The sequence below is a fragment of the Allorhizobium sp. GW101-3B10 genome, assembly GCF_059424725.1.
This window is the reverse complement of record NZ_JBWKZR010000001.1, coordinates 2394821-2413305: the sequence shown is the minus strand read 5'-3', so window position 1 is coordinate 2413305 and position 18485 is coordinate 2394821. Positions and strand designations below refer to the sequence as shown.

The window sequence follows — 18485 nt, the reverse complement described above, 5'->3', positions numbered from 1 at the left end:
GCCGGTCGTGTCTAAGTCTTGGGGACATCCCGCAAACCTTCCCCGACGAACCGGAGAGAACCCGATGACCAAGCCGATCGAACTCTATTACTGGCCCACGCCCAACGGCTGGAAGATCTCCATCATGCTCGAGGAGCTCGGCATTCCCTACGAGGTGAAATACGTCAACATCGGCAAGGGCGAGCAGTTCGAGCCGGACTTCCTGAAGATCGCTCCCAACAACCGCATGCCAGCGATCATCGATCCGGACGGTCCGGGCGGCGAGCCGATCTCGATCTTCGAGTCGGGCGCCATCCTGCAATATCTCGGCCGCAAGTACGGCAAGCTCTATCCCACCGACGAGCGTGCCCGCGTCGAAGTCGACCAGTGGCTGTTCTGGCAGATGGGTGGCCTCGGGCCGATGGCCGGCCAGGCGCACCACTTCCGCCAGTATGCGCCGGAGAAGATCGAGTACGGCATCAATCGCTACACCAACGAGGTGAACCGGCTCTACGGCGTGATGAACAGGCGGCTTGCCGATCGCGACTATCTGGCCGGCGACTATTCGATCGCCGACATCGCCTCGATCGGCTGGGTCGTGCCGCACAAGAACCAGGGCCAGGACCTCGACGACTTCCCGAACCTGAAAGCCTGGTTCGAGCGTGTCATGGCGCGTCCCGCAGTCGAGCGCGGCATTGCCGTGGGACAGGAGAAGCGCAGCAACATCGCCCAGGACGACGAGGCCAAGAAGGTCCTGTTCGGCCAGAAGGCCCGCTGAAGCAAATGCCCAAAAAGAAAGAGAGGCCCGGCAGTCGTCTGCCGGGCCTCTCTCGTTCTTGACGCTTGCTGCGGTTTAGAGACGCGACCAGGTCTGGGTCTTGCAGAAGACCGACATGACGCAGCCCTGCATCTTCAGCGAATTGCCGGATACCTTGCCGGACCCGGAATAGGTCTTGTCTGCGTCCGGATCGGTGATCGTGCCCTTGTAGGCGCCGTCGGCGCCGGCCATCTTGCCGATCTGCTTGCCGGCATGCTTGCCGGTCTTCAGCGTCACGCAGAAGCTGCCGCCGCAAGGCGCGATCTGCGCGGTGGCGCCGCTTGCCGTCTTCCAGTTGCCTTCGATCGGTTCGGCAGCCTGGACCGAGGCGGCCGAAAATGCCAGGGCCGCTGCCGCGGCAACGATGAACATGCGCATTGTGTAACTCTCCTCCCGAAATGAGCCCGAATGCTGAGGGTCCGACACTCCAATGCCGGCATGGCCGCGCCGGACGGGCGCGCTCCATGGGTCAGCGCAGGAAAAATATCTTACGCGGACGTAAAGGTAAATAGCCGTTCCGGGCCTTTACAACCGCGCCGAAAGGCCGGTTTTTCGGCCTCTCCGACAGAGGCTTCAAAAGCCGAGTGCTTTTCTTGGTTATCGTTCGGTTTAAATCGGCGTCTAAAGTTTTCGTAAATTTTGAGGCGAAATCCTTGAGATGCAGGCGTGGCGATGCTTAACGAAAAACCAAGTTTACAAAGCATTTGTACTTTGTTTTCAGCAAATTAATCATGGATTTTAAGCGCCCGTTGAAAGCCTTCCGGCATAGTGAAGTCATCAAACGAGCAGGGAAAACCCGCCGCTCCGGAAGAACCTCCAAGACGCCGCGACAGACGGCCAAGGGTTCCAAAGGAAGGCCTCTCAAGGGCCAGAACAGGGACAGTTTAAACCGTTAGGCTAGACAGGGACAAAACCGATGGCACGCTTTGAAATGCACAATTCCGAAATGGCCACGATGGGTGGCGAAACTCGCGCCGATGTCTTCTGCGACATGGGACTGATGTATGCAACCGGCCGCGGCTGCTCCATCGATCTCGTCTCGGCGCACAAGTGGCTCAACATCGCCGCCATCAAGGGCTGCGAACGCGCCGCGGAACTCCGCGCCGATCTGGCCCAGACGATGAGCAAGGGCGAACTCGCCGAGGCGCTGCGCGCCGCCCGCGAATGGATGACGATGCACTGATCGTCACGATCAATTCCCCGGTATGATACCGGGTTCGACAGACAAGAAAAACCCTGGGAGAGGGGAGCGTGGCGGGGGACCTTTGGACGGGGCCTGAGCCAACACATGAGAACCGCGACCGGCAGGAACAAGGCCGGCGCGGTTCTTTTTATTTGGGCCTAAGACGGCCCGGTCAGAGCGACTTCAGCACCTTGGGCAGCACGTCCTCGAACAGGTCCATGTCGGCCGGCAATCCGGTCGACACGCGGATGCAGCGGTTGAGCGGGGCAACGCCCGGCATGCGGATGAACACGCCATGCTGCATCAGTCCGTCGACGATGGCGCGGGCATGGGTGCCGTCGCGGCCGCAGTCAATGGCGACGAAATTGGTGGCCGAGGCCAGCGGAGCAAGCCCGTTGGTCGTGGCGATCGCGGCGATCCGCTCGCGTGCCGAGACGATGCGCGAAACCACGTCCTTCAGATAGGCCTGGTCGGCAAGGGCGGCGAGCGCCGCCTCGGTCGAAAGCCGCGGCATGCCGAAATGGTTGCGGATCTTGTCGAAGGCAAGAACCGTCTCCGGCGTGCCGAAGGCATAGCCGACGCGTGCGCCGGCGAGACCATAGGCCTTGGAGAAGGTGCGCATGCGAAGCACGTTCGGCAGGTCGATCAGCGCATCGGCCGGCGGCGCCGAGCCGGCGGGCGCGGTCTCGCAATAGGCTTCGTCGAGAATGAGCAGCGTCGTCTCGGGCAGCGCCCGGGCAAACGATACGATACTGTCGGCATCCCACCAGCTGCCCATCGGATTGTCCGGATTGGCGAAATAGACGAGCGGGGCGTTTTCCCGCTTTACCGCCGCCAGCAGGCCGTCGAGATCTTCGCGGTCGTTGACATAGGGCGTGGTGACGAGCCGTCCGCCGAACCCGCTGACATGGAAGTTGAAGGTCGGATAGCCGCCGAGCGAGGTGACGACCGGCATGCCGCGCTCGATCACCAGTCGGACGACCAGACCGAGCAGGTCGTCGACGCCTTCGCCGACGACGATATTGGCCGGGGCGAGACCCATATGAGCGGCCAGCGCCGTTTTCAGGGCGAAATTTTCCGGATCATTGTACTTCCAGATCTCGCCGGCTTTATCGCGGATGGCCGCGAGCACGGAAGGGGCGGGGCCGAAGCCACTCTCATTGGCGCCGATCCGGGCGATGACCGGAAGGCCGCGCTGCCGCTCGATGGCTTCCGGCCCGACGAAGGGCACGGTTGCGGGAAGGGCGCTGATCAAGGGGGTGAAGCGCGAAAAACCGGACATGCTGTTCTTCAGAATCCTGGAAAGATTGAAATCCGGCACACAATAGGTCCAATTGCGCCCTGCGCAAGGGCAGGTCTTGCCGGAAGTGCCGCGTCCGCGGGCACATCTTTCCCCTGTGAAGGGGCGTGCCTAGCGATAGGCGGGAGCGGCGTTCCTCACCTTGTCGCCCATGATGAAGTCGGCGCGCACGATGGAATGAAGGATGTGTTCGGGAATGGGGCAGATGAACTTGACGCCGACGCGGCTGCCGTTGCGATAGACCTCGGCGCAGCCGATCCGGTCGGCGAGCCCGATCACCTGGATATAGTAGTGGGATGAGAGCCCGATCGTCGTGGTGATCTCGAGGGCCGCGCCGCCTTGCGAAATGTCCACCACTTCGCCGCTGCGCATGGTGATGCCGCTCAAGCCCGGGCTGACGGCCATGATGCGCGCCGGGCGTCGGACATAGAACCGCTCCCACTTGCGCTCGTACATTTCCGAACTCACCGCCGCCAGATGTGTTCCATCCTGCATGGCTTCCCCCCCTTTGCGCCTTGCGGCGGTTTCTTGAAGGGGAGGCTGCAGCAAAAGCATTGTCGTGCGGTCAATCAAGACGCTAAGTTTTTATGAATCATCCGTTTTCCAAGGGTAAATTGCATTTCAGGCCGCAGCGCCGGCCTCTCGGTACCCGTGGCGGGGCCGACTGGGCAATTGATCCCGATCATTGTTGAGGGGTTCGCGTCCAACTAGGGTGAGCGACAGGCGATCGGGGAATTTTCACAATGCGTCAGCCGTACAAGGGCTTGTCCCTTGCCATTTTGGGCCTGCTCGCCGGCGCGGTTTGCGGACCGGTCGCGCTTGCGGCTTCGGGCGCCATCCGCAACGGCACGACGGGCGAAACCTTCGACGGTTTGCAGGATGCACTGTCGAGCGCCCGCGACGGCGAGGTGATCGAGGTCTCCGGCGGGCCGCACACGGGCAATTTCCTCATCGAACACCGGGTGTCGCTCAGTGGGCGGGGGCAGGGGGCGGACCGGCCGGTTCTCGACGGCGGGGGCCGGGGTTCTGTGCTGACGATCCGCGCCGAAGGCGTGGTGGTCGAGGACCTGGAGATTCGTCATTCGGGAAAGGGCGACGATCCCTTCTTCTTCTTCTGGGGCGATGCCGGCGTGAGCGTCGCCGCCGATGGCGCGACGCTCAAGAACCTGCGTCTTTCCGGCAATGACTGGGGTGTCGTGATGCTGGGCGGCCGGGGCTCGACGATCGAAGCCTCGCAGATCGAGGACAATGCCCGCGACGGCATCGCGATCTTCGGCGGCCGCGAGCACCGCATCGTCGGCAATTCGATCCTGCGCAACGAGACCGGCGTCTCCATCGACGTGCTGCATGCCGATCGCCGTTCGCCTTTCGCCAGCTTGGGCGATCCGGCTTCGGTCGCCAGGATCGCCGCCGAAAATGCCAAGGCCCAGCGCAGCGAGGATCTGCTCATCGCCCGCAACGAGGTTCGCGGCAATGGCAGCTATGGCATCTCCGCCACCTGGCACAGCCGCCGCCTCACCATCGAGGACAATGTCGTCCACGCGACGGGGATCGAGCGCAAGCATGATGTCGCGCAGATGGAACTGATGGAGAAGACGGCGGCGGCCAGCCTCGGCCTCTCCGGGATCGGCGTGATCGACCGCGAGGCGATCGGCAGCGGCATCTACATCCTGTGCAGCACCGAGGACAGCCTGATCGCCCGCAACCGCGTGTTCGACAACCTCGGCGCTGGCATTTTTGTCAGCGGTTCAGATCGCAACGAGATCCGGGCGAATCCGGTGACGGGAAACGCGAACGGCATCTTTCTCGTCAGTTCGAGCGCCAACCGCATCAACCGCAACACGGTCGCGGACAACAAGGCCGAGGGTATCCGCATCGGCGGCGGCAATCCGCTTGCCACGCCTTCGGCCGACAATCTGCTGACGCTGAATGACATGGCGGGGAACGGAGTCAACGCCTTCGACTCCTCCGGCCGCCGGCTGACGGTCGACGACCTTTCCGGCGTGATCGACAGCCTGCCTTATCCGGAACCGGTCAAGCAGCAGTTGCGCGCCAACCGCTCGGTGCGCGAGGCGATGCTCGGCGCCATGCTGCAAGGCCTCGTTCCCGCCTCGAACCGATGGGACGACGGTGGCCATGGCAATCGCTACGACGATTTCGACGAAACGGCAGAGGGTTTTGTCGACGCAAACGGCGACGGCGTTTCCGAGGCCGGGCGGCCGATCGAGGGTGGAACTGCGATAGACCATCACCCGCTCGATGCGGCGACGGTGGCAAGGTTTTCTGCGGCACCGTGACCAACCGCAAGGTGCGTGGCTCGCCTTGAACGGGCGGTCCGACGGGCCTACTATCAAAACAGAGGTGGAATTGCCTCGCGAAAAAAGGGAGAAAATCATGAGCCGTTTCAATGTTGGCCACAAGTCCTGGGTGATCGTCTGCGACGGTGCAAAGGCACTCTTCCTCCGCAACGATGGCGATGCCGGCCTCGTCAACCTCACGGTCGTCGACCATCAGTCCCAACCCGACGAGGCAAGCCGTGACTTGGGTTCCGACCGGCCCGGCCGCGTGTACCAGTCGCAAGGCACGGCCCGCAGCGCCATGGAGGACACCGACTGGCACGAGCAGGCCGAGGGCGACTTCCTGAAGGACGTCGCCAGGAAGGTCGAGAAACTGGTGGAATCGCATGAGATCAAGGCGATGATCCTGATCGCGCCGCCGCGGGCTCTTGGCCTCCTGCGCGCCGAACTCGCCTCGCTGCCGGAAGGCGTCGTCCGTGCCGAGATCGACAAGGACTTGGTGAAGCTGACCGTGTCCGAGATCGAGAAGCACCTCGCCGCGTTGAAATAGGCAACCGGACAGAAAGAGGCCTCCGGCGCGAACGTCGGAGGCCTGTTGTCTTTGTCGCCGGCCCTGGAGGTCGGCACGCCTCAGAGTTCGAAGGACAGCCGCACGACGTGATGCAGGAATTCCGCATCCATCAGCATGTTGAAGCCGACGGTGACCTTTTCCTCTTCGCGGCGGATCAGCGTGCAGCCGATCTCGTCATGGATGCCGAGGATTTCCAGGAAGAAGTTGCTGGGGACAGGCACGTGCGGGCTGACCTCGAGTTCTGCGCCGTAGAGCGAAATCGAATGAATCAGGCAGCGCAGGTTGTTCTTGGTGCTGAGATGACGGCCGACGAAGATGATCTTGCCGGGGCGATCGATCCTGAACTTCTCGTAGACCCGGTCCTGCGGAATGTTCTGTTTTGCGTCCGGTATGACCTGCAGGGGCATCGCACCCTCCCCGATATTGTTTTTAGGATCCCAATTTAGCGCAACTTCCCTGACGCTTCCTGAACGCTATCGATAAAAATCAAGTCTTGTGCGGCCGCCGGTCGCAGCGTCCCGGCCGATGGGCGGTCTCGGAACGGCCGCGTCACCCGGTCGACTTGACATGAGCCATTTGGCTTTCCATATGTGATCCCGGTTCGAGGCGCCGGCCGCCCGCGGGTGATATGCCCTTGGTGAAGTCCTCTTGAAACATGGAATGAAACCCTTTTGCGCGCATGCGCGATGGGGGCAATGCGGGCTCCCTTCGATCTTTTCGCATGCCATGAGAAAAGAGGTTTGCCATGTCCATGGCCACACTGACGATTGACGAACTGAAATCCCAGGCCCGGCGCCTGCGCGACGCCATGTCCGGCGGCGGCACGCCCGTCACCCATAGCGCCGCACTCGAACTGGTGGCCAAGAGCCACGGCGCGCGCGACTGGAACACCATCTCGGCGCTCGCCGCCCGCAGCGACAATGCAGAGCCGGCACCCGTTGCCGTCGGCGCGGTCGTTTCCGGCGAATATCTCGGCCAGCGCTTTCGCGGTAAGGTGCTTGCCCTGTCGCGGCTGTCGCAGAGCAGCTACTACGCCATCACGCTGCATTTCGACGATCCGGTCGATGTCGTCACCTTCGACAGCTTCTCGGCTTTCCGCCAGCGCGTCACCGCGACGATCGACGCAAAGGGCGTCTCGCCTCGTCACACCTCCAACGGTCGGCCACATCTCGTGCTCGACCTCTGACCCGAAGCCCGGCCCGGTCTGCACACCTCATGTGCCGGCCGGGCCGTTCGCTGCCGAAGCGATGGCGCGGTCCTCGGCAGATCCGCCCTCCAGCTTGACGGGCCGGTATCGGCGCGTTACCCCTTGGCCTTCCTTCTCGCGCGGCCCGAAGCGGCGATCGGCGCGACCTTCCAGAATCGGCATTGGGAGCTTCACGTGACAGGCAGACTGGTCATCATCGGGGCAGGGCAGGCGGCCTTTGCACTGGCAGCAAAACTGCGCGGCCTGAAGGACACCCGGCCGATCACCATTCTCGGTGCAGAAGATTGCCTTCCCTACCAGCGTCCGCCGCTGTCGAAGAAATACCTGCTCGGCGAGATGAGCTTCGATCGCCTGCTGTTCCGCCCCGAATCCTGGTACGGCGAAAACGACGTGGAGATTCGCCTGTCGACCCCCGTCGAGGACATCGACCGCGCCGAAAAGACGGTGCGCCTGTTCGACGGATCGACCATCCCCTATGAAACGCTGGCGATCGCCACCGGTGCGACGCCGCGACGGCTGCCGGAGACGATCGGCGGCAATCTTCAGGGCGTCTACACCGTGCGCGACAAGGCCGATGCCGACCGCCTGGCCGTCGAGATGAAGCCGGGCCGGCGTCTGCTGATCGTCGGCGGCGGCTATATCGGCCTTGAGGCCGCGGCCGTCGCCCGCCATCTCGGGCTGGACGTCACCGTGATCGAGATGGCCGACCGCATTCTGGCCCGCGTCGCGGCGAAGGAAACCGCCGACGCCATGCGCGCCATCCACGTCGGCCACGGCGTCGTCATCCGCGAAAGGACCGGGCTTGGCCGGCTGATCGGCGAAAATGACCGGGTCGTCGCGGCCGAACTGTCGGACGGATCCCGCATCGACGTCGACATCGTGATCGCCGGCATCGGCGTCAATGCCAATGACGGGCTGGCCGCGCGCGCCGGCATCGAGACCGCCGGCGGCATCGTCGTCGACGCCTTTGGCCTCACCTCCGATCCGTCGGTCTATGCCATGGGCGACTGCGCCGTCTTCGACTGGAAGGGCCAGAAGATCCGCCTCGAATCGGTGCAGAACGCCGTCGACCAGGCGGAAGCCGCCGCCGCCGCCATGGCCGGCGGCGTCGAGCCCTATCGGCCAAAACCCTGGTTCTGGTCCGACCAGTACGACGTCAAGCTGCAGATCGCCGGCTTCAATCTCGGCTATGACGAGACCGTGATGCGCCCCGGCGGGCGCGAGGGCAGCCTGTCGATCTGGTACTTCGCCAAGGGCGAATTCATCGCCGTCGATGCGATCAACGACGCCAAGGCCTATGTGACCGGCAAGAAGCTGCTGGAGATGGGCCGCACCCCCGACCCCGCGATCATCGCCGACCCCGGCAGCGAGTTGAAGCTCTTGCTGGCTTAGGTAATGTTGACAATCAGGCGGCCGCCGTATCCTTGGAGGAGGAGGGCTGCGCCTGGACCTTGAAGACCGAGACCTTGTTGCTCAGGCGATCGGCTTCCATGCGGATCGCATGGCTTGCGGCATTGCTCTCCTCGACCATGACGGCATTCTGCTGGGTGAACTGGTCCATCTGGTTGACGGCGCCGTTGACCTCCTCCAGGCCGTTGGCCTGTTCGACGGCCGAGCTGGCGATTTCGGAAATGAGCCGGGCGATCTCGCCGACCTGGCCCACCACCTTGCTCAATGCCTCGCCCGTCTGGTTGACGAGGCTTGCGCCCAGGGCCACCTGCTCGCTCGAGCCGGAGATCAGCTGGCGGATCTCCCGGGCGGCGTCGGCGGCACGCTGGGCGAGCGCCCGCACCTCCTGCGCCACCACGGCGAATCCGCGTCCCGATTCGCCCGCCCGCGCCGCCTCGACGCCGGCATTGAGGGCGAGCAGATTGGTCTGGAAGGCGATCTCGTCGATGACGCTGATGATCTGTTCCATCTGGCGGGCCGACGCCTCGATGCGCTCCATCGCGGTGACCGCCTGGCTCATGGTCCGGCCGCTCTCTTCCACATCGGCATGGGTGTTCCTGACCGTTTCCCTGGCCTTGCTGGCGCCGGCCGAGGTTGCCTGCACCGTCGCGGTGATCTCGTTGAGCGCGGCGGCGGTCTCTTCGAGGCTGGCCGCCTGCTGTTCGGTGCGATGGGCGAGCTGGTCGGCGGCGCTGCTGATGCTGTTCGATCCCTCGCGCAGGCTGCTGACGCCGCCGGAAATATCGGCGATGGCGTCGTGCAGGCGTTTCAATGCGCCATTGTAGTTCACCCGCAGCGATTCGTAGTCGGGCGGGAAGGGCGTGGCGATCGGGCGGGTGAGGTCGCCCTGCGCCAGCTGTTCGAGCGCGGCAGAAAGGTCCTCCACCACGCGGCGCTGCTCGGCGGCCTGCGCCTGGCGTCGCGCTTCGTGCTGACGGCGCAGATCCTCCGCCTCCTGGCGCTGGACGATCGCCGCCCGCGCCATCTCGCCCTGCGTCCTGGCCGACCGCTCGAGCGCGGCGAGCGCCCGGCTGATCGCTCTGGCGCCGCCGGCGCCGCCTGTCTCGCCTTCGCCTTCCCCGTGGCGGGCGGCGAATTCGGCCTTGCGCAGGCCGACATAGAGGATGCCGACCACCTGGCCGTCGCTGAGGATCGGCTCGTAGATCGTATAATAGGCCTCGCCGAGGATCTCGGCCTCGCCGCGAAAGGCCTTGCCCTGGCGAAGCACCGTCTCGATCACCGTTTCGGCGGTCAGGCGCGTGCCGACGGCCCGGCTGCCGTCCGGCTTGGTGACATTCGTGGCGATCCGCAGATCGCCGAGGAAGATGGTGGCCGTGCCGCCGGCCTTTTCGCGCACGGCATCGACGATGGCGATGTCGTCGTTGATGCGCGTCTCGCCATAATAGAGCGCGCCCTCGCGCACCTGAGGATCGCCGCGCTGGCGAAGCTCCGTCTGCAGGATCTGCAGGTTGTTGTCGAGGCTGTGCTGGGCGAGCGCCAGCATTTCCATCTCGGTGGCCCGGGCGGCGGTGTCGAGCAGGGTCGAGGCGATGCCGTCCAGTGACGCCGCGCCGCCAAAGGCAAATCGCCTGGCCGGCTGCACGATCGCGGCGGCGGCGAGCAGGATCGCCATGGCCGCTGCAGCCTGTCCGGCGAGCACCGGCATTCCCAGCCGATAGGCAAGCGGCGGCACATATGCCCACAAGACAGCGCCGAGAAAGAATGCTCCCGCAAGCACCATCGCCGGTGCGAGCGCCGAAAGGCGCGTTGCGCCTCGGCCCTTCAAGATCCTCATGCCACTCCCCCGTGACAAACCGGCGCGACGAGCCATCCCTCCCGGACCAAAGCGCCCGCCGCACGGATTTCAGTCCCCATGATAGAGCGGAAAGCGGCGCGCGGGCCTACCAATCCTTTCGTCGCGGTTTGCCGCCTTTTGGCGCGCTGCGTGGTGCGGTTTCGCGAGGGGTAAAGATGATTCCGAGAAAAAGGTGCCGGCTCACGACGGAGCGAAGGTCGTCGGTGCTGCCGGCGACCCGGATCATCGCCGGGCCTGCAAGTGGGATTGGGCGTGCGGGCTTAGCATAAGACGCGTCGTTTGCGGCTTGCCGGACGGAAGCCTGATGCCTGGCGAAGTCCTGGCACGGCTGCCGGCAGACGTCGGATAGCGATCCCGCAAACGCCGAAAGCGCGTCGGACCCCGAACCGGGGCTCCGACGCGCAACGGACAAGATCACAGCCGCAAGTCTATCGGCAGCGCTTGGCGGGGTCTTGCGCCGGCATCATCTGCCGGCGCTTGCGCGCTCCAGGATCGGTACGCACATTTCGAGGTCGTGCGACGCCAGATGGGCGTAGCGCATGGTCATAGACAGGGTCTGGTGACCGAGCCACATCTGCACACGGCGAATGTCAATTCCGCCCTGCACGAGGCGGGAGGCGCAGGTGTGGCGCAGGATATGCGGCACGACGTCCTTGTCGTCGCCGAGGCCGACGACTTCCTTGGCCTGATGCCAGGCGGTGCGGAAGCGCTGCTGATCGATGTCGCTAAAGGGTCCCGGCTTGCGCCGATCCGAAGCGGCAATCGCCAGAGACGCGCGGCGGGTCAGCGGAACGGAACGGCTGCGGCCCGATTTGGTCACCCAGAAGGTGGCCCTCGTGTCGGTGAGATCGCCCCAGCGAAGGTCGAGCCCCTCGCTAAGGCGGGCCCCGGTATCCACCAGGAAGACGCAGAATCGCGAATAGAGATCCGAATGGGAGCGGATCTGGGAGAACAGGACGCTTTCCTCGTCATGGTCGAGAAAGCGGATGCGTCCCGCGTTCTCTTTCTGTCGCTTGAATTCGGGTAAGCTGTAAACGTCACCCATCTTATACGCCTTTCGCAGTAGTTTGCTTAAGGCCGCCATCTTTCGATTGATGGTGGCATTGCTGTTACCGCGCTTGCGCAACTTGCCAATCAATGAGTCCAGCATCTCCTGGGAGAACGTGGAGAAGCTGGGGAAATCCAAGAGGTCGTGCAACTCCCCGATGAAGTTGGTGACGTTGTATTTGTGGCTGCCGTTGAGCCAAAGGATGTCGCCGTACTTTTCGAAGAGCGCGCGAAGCGATGTCTCGCGCACCTCGGCGAACTTGTTCGTCGAGTTGTACTGGTAGTGAACCGAATAGACCGGCATCTGGGCGTTGCCGCCGAGCGTCTGGAGAGTATTGGCTTCCATTGGGTTCACGCACATGCCTCATAAACGATCGGGCGCGCCTTCGGCGCCCGTCTGACCTCAAGATAGTTATGATTTATAAAAAATATAGGTCGAAATTACGCGCAGCGGGGGAACATGCGGAATTCAGGATAAAGAGTAGCATTTCGGCAACAGCTCTCTACGCCGCCGCCGAAGCCCATATCTCAAGATTTTTGACGCAAACGCCTCTTCGGAATAGCCCGTGTCGGCGGTGAGGTTCGGCCCTGAGGCCGAACCCGATCTCGAAATCCGGCAGACCCGGATTAGAACGAGCGCTGGAGGCGGACGAAGCCGTCCCAAACGCCGTCATCGGCAGCATCTTCGTCGAAGTACTGAACCGAAACCTTGGTGGTGAGGCCTTCCGCGATCTTGTAGTCGAGGGTCAGACCGGCCTTCCAGGCGTCGTTGCTTTCGTCGAACTCGTCAGCCGAAACGAGGCCGTAGTTCCACCAGTACTGGGCGCCGGGGGTCAGGCTGAACTTGTCGTTCAGCTTGATGGCGTACTCGGCAGCGACCGTCCATTCGGATACGTCGTAGTAGGCGTTTGCGCCGGTAGAGTAGATTGCTGCGAGGCCAACGGTTCCCGGGCCGACTTCAGCAAGCAGCTTGGCGCGAACGGCACCGTTTTCGGCTGCAAAGTCGTACGAGCCGAGCAGTTCGCCGGTGATCGCGCCGAAAGTGGCGGAAACCTGGGCTTCGACACCCACGCTGTCGTTCTCGCCGTAGACGTCGAGTCCACCGGTGTAGTTGTCGTTCAGTTCGTCGACGAAGACGCCTGCCGAGAATGCGTCGGACGAGTACTCGTAACCGATCGAGTTGATGCGGTTCGAGCCGAGGTCGTCGGTTTCGCCGGACAGGTCGTTGTCCCAGTAGTTATACATGTAACCGACCTTGAAGCCGGCGGCGGTGATGTAGGCTTCGTCGATCTCGAAGGAGCCGCCGTCATAGTCCTCTTCGGCCCAGGTGCGGAGCGCGATGTAGGAGCCGATCGTGCCGATTTCGGAGTCGTTCTTGGCTTCGATATTCAGCTTGGCGCGGGTACGGGCGTTCAGGCTGAAGTCCTCGCCGTCAGCGTCGTCCTGAACGTTCTGCCAGTCGAGCTGGGCACGAACGTAACCGCTGATCTTGAGGCAGGTTTCGGTGCCGGGGATGTAGAAGTAGCCGGTGCCGAAAGCGTCGCAAACGCGAACGTATTCCATCGGCTCGGGCTCAGCTGCAACGATAGCGTCGGCAGCCTGTGCGCCAGATACTACAGCGAGAGCTGCAGCGGAGCCGAGAAGAAGGCTCTTGATGTTCATTATTGACCTCCAGTCAAGTTTCGTATGGGTCTGGGTTCTTTGGCTGAAGGACAGCATTCCCTGCCCCATCCCCGTCGGTTTTTCAGAAGACGGACGATCCACCGCCTCGCTTCCGAAATTGAAAATACAAAACGCCGACCGTCATGCAATCACCAAACCACCGAAAGCATGGAATCCCATACCCCTTCCCAAAGCCCTGTTGCTGAAAGGACACAAACCGGGGTCCGAACCGCACCGCGCGTTTACACATTATTAAGAAAGCCCTTAGGAAAAAGGCACTTAGCAGGCACGTCGGGGGCCAGGCGGCCCTTCACGAATGGGACTTTATCCCGAAACGGCACAGCTGACTCGCGGGTTTTCCGCCGGTTCCCAAGGGATGCGCGGTCCGATGCCGATCGGAGGAGTCGAACGGATTTGCCCAGTTCGGTCACCGCTATCGGGAAATTTGCGAATCCGAAGCGCCTTCCACCTCCACGATTCGTGAGATTCTGGAGAATCACATTGAAGGTGTTCCGCTTCCTGGGCGACTGGCAGCGGCCGGCCTGCCTGCACCTTTATATAGAGAGATGCCGGAACGGGCCGTGGAAAACGCGGCGGGCGGCGAAAAGGCCTTGCATTCGGCCAACCAAGCAAATAATCAGGCCGGACCGGAGAGGTGGCCGAGTGGTCGAAGGCGCTCCCCTGCTAAGGGAGTATACGTCAAAAGCGTATCGAGGGTTCGAATCCCTTCCTCTCCGCCACTTTCCCCTTGTCGGATCCCCCCAAAGAATTGCTCTGCCTGCGCGGATCATTTGCCGCGCGTTTCGCCATTCGCTTCCGCCGTCGGCCAGGCCTGAAAAAGGGGTAGTAGCCCGACAGGGCACCAAGCAGCCGGCAAAAATCCCCTATGCAATTGATTTTATGTATTTTTATCGATCGCCTTACGTGACTGAAAGTCATAATTGACTGGAGGTCAATATGAACATCAAGAGCCTTCTTCTCGGCTCCGCTGCAGCTCTCGCTGTAGTATCTGGCGCACAGGCTGCCGACGCTATCGTTGCAGCTGAGCCCGAGCCGATGGAATACGTTCGCGTTTGCGACGCTTTCGGCACCGGCTACTTCTACATCCCCGGCACCGAAACCTGCCTCAAGATCGGCGGCTACGTTCGTGCACAGCTGAACTGGGAAAACGTTCAGGACGACGCTGACGGCAACGACTTCGGCCTCGACGCCCGCACCCGCGGCCGCCTCGAAATCTCTGCCAAGAACGACTCGGAAGTCGGCACCATCGGTTCTTTCTTCGCATTCCAGGCTTGGGGTGAAGAAGACGGCGTCAACAGCGGCTTCGTTCTCGATGAAGCCTACATCACCGTTGGCGGCTTCAAGGTTGGTTACTTCTACAACTACTGGGACAACGGCATCGCTGGCGAAACCGACAACCTCGGTTCGAACCTGATCAACTCGATCGGTTACGAGTACTCGTCTGACGCCTTCACCGCTGGCGTATTCATCGACGAACTGTCGGCTTCGGCTGCTGGCGAGAACGATGGTGTTGGCGTAGAAGCCCAGGTATCCGGCACCTTCGGTGTTGCTACCGCAGCTCTGCTCGGCGGCTATGACTTCGCTCGCGAAGAAGGCGCTGTTCGTCTGATCGTAGAAGCCGAAGTCGGCCCGGGTACCCTCGGCGTCGCTGGTATCTACTCCTCGGGCGACAACCAGTACTACGACTTCTCCGAGTGGACCGTTTCGGCTTCGTACGCTGCAAAGCTGACCGACAAGCTGAAGCTGACCCCCGGCGCTGAATACCACTGGGATATCGCTCACGTTGACGGTATCGACGGCTGGGAAGCTGGTCTGACCCTCGACTACGCAATCGCCGAAGGCCTGGCATTCAAGACCTACGCTGGTTACGAAGACACCGACGTTACCGACGGTAACTGGACCGGTTTCGTTCGCCTGCAGCGTTCGTTCTAATAAGATCTCCAGATCTTATAAGGAAAGCCCGATCGAAAGATCGGGCTTTTTCCGTTGTGGGCTCCGCGCAAACCTTGCCGTTCCAAGACCGGCGCCAATCCGCGGTCACACGGCGTGCAGATATGCGCAGTGAGAATGAAAGGTCGAAGCGCCTAGATCGATACGGCGGCGAGGAAGGTCTGCATGCGCTCGGCAATGCCGTCGAGATGCAGGATGGGCGCGTGTCCCTGTCCCGCGACCGTCACCGACGCCATTCCCGGACGCCGCCTTCCCATCTCCGCCAGCGTCTCCGGCGAGAGCAGGCGGGACGTCTCACCACGGACGGCCATCAATGGCATCCCGGCGAAGGCGTCGAAATTCTTCCACAGGTCCGGGAGCGGCTGGCTGAGATCGGCGGCGCGGAACTGCTCGGCGATCGCGGAATCGAAATCCGCCACGATCCGGCCGTCGATCTCGCGGTAGATGGCGTCGGCCATGTCGCGCCAGTCCTGCGGTGCAAGCGCGGGAAAGGCGGGGCCGTGAACCTCCATGAGGATGGCCGCCGCTTCGTCGAAGTTCTCCGGCTGGCGTTCCCGTCCAAGATAGGCCTGGATCTGCTTCAGCCCCGCCACCTCGATCACCGGTCCGATGTCGTTGAGCACGACCGCAGCAATGCGTTCGGGATGGCTGACGGCCAGCAGATACAGGATCAGCCCGCCGCGCGACGTGCCGATGAAGGCAGCGCGGTCGATTGCCAGCGCATCGAGGACGGCGATGACGTCCAGCGCTTCGACCGCGAGCGCGTAACGGCTCTTGTCGGGGTCGCGATCCGACAGTCCCCGGCCGCGCGAATCGATGGTCACCACCTTCGATGGATGAGCTGACTGGGACAGGATCAGTGCAAGCTGGTGAAAGTCGCGCGAATTGCGCGTCAGGCCGGGCAGGCAGACGACCGGCCGTCCGGGCAGGTGTTCGCCGTAGACGCGAACGTGAAGCGAGAGGCCGTCAGCTGTCTCAATGGAGCGACCGCTGAAGCCTTGATGATAGTTCGCTGACATCCCCGTCTCCTGTTTGCATCCCGGAGGGTAGATGTAGCCTGTTTTTCAGCGGCGCCAAAGTCGGAGCCGCCCACAACCTCACCGCCCGAAACGCAGATCGGCGACGATGTCCGCCTTCTGGCCGAGCCGGCTCTTGTAGATCTGGTAGTTTTCCGTGACGCGCTGGACATAGTTGCGGGTCTCCGGGAAGGGGATGCGCTCGATCCAGTCGACCACCTCGTCGATCGGCTTGCCGCGCGGGTCGCCATAGCGGGTGATCCATTCCGGTACGCGCTTCGGCCCCGCATTGTAGGCGATGAAAGTCAGGATGTAGGATCCGCCGAAGTCGTCGATCTGTTCGCCGAGATAATGCGCGCCGAGCGTCGCATTGTAGCCGGCGTCGGTCGTCAGCTTCTCCTTGGAGAAGGCGAGGCCATGGCGAACGGCGACGGCCTTGGCCGTGCCCGGCATGAGCTGCAGCAGTCCGCGCGCATCGGCAGGCGAAACCGCGGCCGGGTTGAAGGCGCTTTCCTGGCGGGCGATCGCATAGGCCAGCGCCTTGCCCGAGCCGGCGATATTGGCATTGGCGGGGATCACCCCGATCGGGAAGGCAAGCGCCGGCACGTTGATGCCGCGGGAAAAGGCGATCTTGCCGATCTGCAGCGACAGATGGTGGTCGCCGGACTGTTCCGCCTTGGCCGTCAGCAGTGCCAGTTCGCCCGGCCGGTCGAGCTGTTCGGCGAGCGCCCGGTACAGGCTCCCCGCCCGCCAGCCGTGTCCGGCCGCCTCGAAGCGTGCGATGGCCTGCACGGCCTCGCGCATGGCAAAGCTCTGGCGATCCTGTTCGCTCGGCGCGGGGTAGGGGATTTCGAGCCCGTTCCGCTTGAGCCGGGCGGCGGCAAGCTGGCCGTAAAAGGTGCTGGTGAAGCGCGACGCCTTGGTGAAATATTCCGGCGCCATGCCGTCGCCGCTCGCCTCCGCGGCGCGGCCCAACCAATACCAGGCGCGCGATGCCGAAAGCGGCTTGTCGGACACCTGCAGGATCTTGCGGAAATGGCCGGCCGCCATGTCGGCGTCCTTGAGCCCTCGCAGCGCGTACCAGCCGGCGTGGAATTCGGCATCCGCCACATCGACGGGACTGGCGGCGAAATGCCGGGCGGCGACCTGATAGGCGGCCTTGAACTTGCCCTGGTCTGCGAGGCCCCGCGCGACGATGCGCTGTTCGTTCCACCATTCCCCGGTATTGACCAGTTTGACCGGATCGTTCGGCGCCTTGGCGATCAGCCTCGCCGCCTCTTCATACTTGTCCTGCCGGCGCAGGTGCTCGATGCGGGCGAAGAGAAAAGCGGGATCGGACTGCCAGCGCGGATCGACGGCGGAAAGCAGGGCCGCCGATTTGGACGACTTGGCCAGCACTGCCGCCCAGGCCTTGTAGAGCGATTGCGCTTCGCCGAGCGACGAGAAGCGTTTCGCCTGCGCCGCGCGGCCGCGATAGAGCAGGTAGTCCATGCGGGCCTTGTGGTCGCCGGCCGAGAGCAGGCCGGAAAACTCCTTGAGGATGCGGTCCTCCATGCCGGTGTCGAGCGCGTCTTCGCGCCACAGCTTGCGCAGCACCTTGGCGGCGCGCTCCCTGTCGCCGGTGGCGCTCAGCGCGCGGGCGAGGATGATCGCGCCCTCGGCGGTCTCGGGCGCGGTCTGGCCGAAGGCGGCGATGATGTCGGCGGCGGCCGGGTTCTCGCGGTAGAGCGCCCGCTCGCTATTGGCGCGGAAGGCGGAAAGCCCCGGCCAGCCCTTGAGTTCGCGCTGGGCACTGGCGATTTCCGACGAGGGGATGTCGCGCATGCCCGACACCGCGATCGACCAGGTCAGCATGTGGCGGTCGAGCCCGTCGGGCATGCGGTTGCGGATGGCCAGCGCCTCGGCGGCCTTCTTGTCGGACAGCGCGTCGAGGCCCGCCTTGAGCAGCGGACCTGCGGGGTTGATGCGGGCGGTGCGCGGAATGGCGCCGGTCACTTCCGGAGAGGGAGGCGAGGCCGCGGCGACCGAGGGCATTTGCGGTTTGAGGGTGGGAACGGGTGCGACATCCGGCGCCGCGCTCGCCGCGGCGCCCAGCAGTGTCGCGAGGGTCAACCCGAAGGCCGATGCGCGGAGAATGGATGTCCTCATCTCGTTTGCCCGCCGGAAAATG

Annotated in this window: 17 protein-coding genes and 1 tRNA gene; 8 read left to right on the top strand and 10 right to left on the bottom strand. The window is 63.3% G+C overall.

What is annotated here, in order from left to right; translation table 11 throughout:
* Positions 1 to 64: 64 nt before the first annotated feature.
* Positions 65 to 757 (top strand): glutathione S-transferase family protein, encoded by a 693-nt coding sequence (locus tag AC07Y0_RS11905; protein WP_498677452.1) that lies wholly within the window; start codon positions 65 to 67, stop codon positions 755 to 757.
* 75 nt (positions 758 to 832) lie between these two features.
* Here AC07Y0_RS11905 and AC07Y0_RS11900 read toward each other — a convergent pair whose 3' ends face one another.
* The gene (locus AC07Y0_RS11900) at positions 833 to 1174 is read right to left on the bottom strand and encodes a DUF2147 domain-containing protein (protein ID WP_498677450.1); all 342 of its coding nucleotides are present in this window, start codon (positions 1172 to 1174) and stop codon (positions 833 to 835) included.
* A 538-nt stretch (positions 1175 to 1712) separates the two neighbouring features.
* On the opposite strand from AC07Y0_RS11900, the gene AC07Y0_RS11895 reads away from it, so the two are divergent.
* Complete coding sequence (locus AC07Y0_RS11895; protein ID WP_115670620.1) at positions 1713 to 1979, top strand: SEL1-like repeat protein; 267 nt, start codon at positions 1713 to 1715, stop codon at positions 1977 to 1979.
* Between the two features lie 172 nt (positions 1980 to 2151).
* Here the strand turns inward: AC07Y0_RS11895 and AC07Y0_RS11890 are convergent, their stop codons facing one another.
* Both AC07Y0_RS11890 and AC07Y0_RS11885 read right to left on the bottom strand, forming a co-directional pair.
* Complete coding sequence (locus tag AC07Y0_RS11890; RefSeq protein ID WP_498677448.1) at positions 2152 to 3261, bottom strand: pyridoxal phosphate-dependent aminotransferase; 1110 nt, start codon at positions 3259 to 3261, stop codon at positions 2152 to 2154.
* 129 nt (positions 3262 to 3390) lie between these two features.
* Positions 3391 to 3774 (bottom strand): PilZ domain-containing protein, encoded by a 384-nt coding sequence (locus AC07Y0_RS11885; RefSeq protein WP_498677446.1) that lies wholly within the window; start codon positions 3772 to 3774, stop codon positions 3391 to 3393.
* A 248-nt stretch (positions 3775 to 4022) separates the two neighbouring features.
* Here AC07Y0_RS11885 and AC07Y0_RS11880 point away from each other — a divergent pair, with 248 nt between their 5' ends.
* Complete coding sequence (locus AC07Y0_RS11880; protein ID WP_498677445.1) at positions 4023 to 5576, top strand: right-handed parallel beta-helix repeat-containing protein; 1554 nt, start codon at positions 4023 to 4025, stop codon at positions 5574 to 5576.
* Between the two features lie 97 nt (positions 5577 to 5673).
* On the top strand, positions 5674 to 6126 hold the full coding sequence (locus tag AC07Y0_RS11875) for a host attachment protein (RefSeq protein WP_498677443.1): 453 nt from the start codon (positions 5674 to 5676) through the stop codon (positions 6124 to 6126).
* Positions 6127 to 6206: 80 nt separating this feature from the next.
* Here AC07Y0_RS11875 and AC07Y0_RS11870 read toward each other — a convergent pair whose 3' ends face one another.
* Positions 6207 to 6554: a hypothetical protein gene (locus tag AC07Y0_RS11870; RefSeq protein WP_498677441.1), complete on the bottom strand. Its 348-nt coding sequence runs from the start codon at positions 6552 to 6554 to the stop codon at positions 6207 to 6209.
* Between the two features lie 338 nt (positions 6555 to 6892).
* On the opposite strand from AC07Y0_RS11870, the gene AC07Y0_RS11865 reads away from it, so the two are divergent.
* Complete coding sequence (locus AC07Y0_RS11865; RefSeq protein WP_028736192.1) at positions 6893 to 7333, top strand: glyoxalase superfamily protein; 441 nt, start codon at positions 6893 to 6895, stop codon at positions 7331 to 7333.
* 27 nt (positions 7334 to 7360) lie between these two features.
* Here the strand turns inward: AC07Y0_RS11865 and AC07Y0_RS11860 are convergent, their stop codons facing one another.
* Positions 7361 to 7516 carry a hypothetical protein gene (locus AC07Y0_RS11860; protein WP_498677439.1) on the bottom strand — a complete coding sequence of 52 codons (156 nt, stop codon included), beginning with the start codon at positions 7514 to 7516 and terminating at the stop codon, positions 7361 to 7363.
* Between the two features lie 12 nt (positions 7517 to 7528).
* On the opposite strand from AC07Y0_RS11860, the gene AC07Y0_RS11855 reads away from it, so the two are divergent.
* Entirely contained in the window at positions 7529 to 8746 is a 1218-nt protein-coding gene (locus tag AC07Y0_RS11855) for an NAD(P)/FAD-dependent oxidoreductase (protein WP_498677438.1), read from the top strand.
* A 13-nt stretch (positions 8747 to 8759) separates the two neighbouring features.
* On the opposite strand, the gene AC07Y0_RS11850 is transcribed toward AC07Y0_RS11855, so the two are convergent.
* The 3 genes from AC07Y0_RS11850 to AC07Y0_RS11840 form a co-directional block, all read right to left on the bottom strand.
* Entirely contained in the window at positions 8760 to 10598 is a 1839-nt protein-coding gene (locus tag AC07Y0_RS11850) for a methyl-accepting chemotaxis protein (RefSeq protein WP_498677435.1), read from the bottom strand.
* 484 nt (positions 10599 to 11082) lie between these two features.
* Entirely contained in the window at positions 11083 to 12012 is a 930-nt protein-coding gene (locus tag AC07Y0_RS11845) for a tyrosine-type recombinase/integrase (protein WP_498680222.1), read from the bottom strand.
* Between the two features lie 281 nt (positions 12013 to 12293).
* Positions 12294 to 13328, bottom strand: coding sequence for a porin (locus AC07Y0_RS11840; RefSeq protein ID WP_498677433.1), 1035 nt, complete (start codon positions 13326 to 13328; stop codon positions 12294 to 12296).
* 649 nt (positions 13329 to 13977) lie between these two features.
* Between AC07Y0_RS11840 and AC07Y0_RS11835 the strand changes: the two genes are divergently transcribed.
* Both AC07Y0_RS11835 and AC07Y0_RS11830 read left to right on the top strand, forming a co-directional pair.
* Positions 13978 to 14068, top strand: a tRNA-Ser gene (locus AC07Y0_RS11835).
* Positions 14069 to 14285: 217 nt separating this feature from the next.
* On the top strand, positions 14286 to 15281 hold the full coding sequence (locus tag AC07Y0_RS11830; protein ID WP_498677431.1) for a porin: 996 nt from the start codon (positions 14286 to 14288) through the stop codon (positions 15279 to 15281).
* A 152-nt stretch (positions 15282 to 15433) separates the two neighbouring features.
* Here the strand turns inward: AC07Y0_RS11830 and AC07Y0_RS11825 are convergent, their stop codons facing one another.
* Positions 15434 to 16318: an alpha/beta fold hydrolase gene (locus tag AC07Y0_RS11825; protein ID WP_498677429.1), complete on the bottom strand. Its 885-nt coding sequence runs from the start codon at positions 16316 to 16318 to the stop codon at positions 15434 to 15436.
* Between the two features lie 78 nt (positions 16319 to 16396).
* Positions 16397 to 18463, bottom strand: a complete 2067-nt coding sequence (locus AC07Y0_RS11820) for a lytic transglycosylase domain-containing protein (RefSeq protein WP_498677426.1) — start codon at positions 18461 to 18463, stop codon at positions 16397 to 16399.
* Positions 18464 to 18485 lie beyond the last annotated feature (22 nt).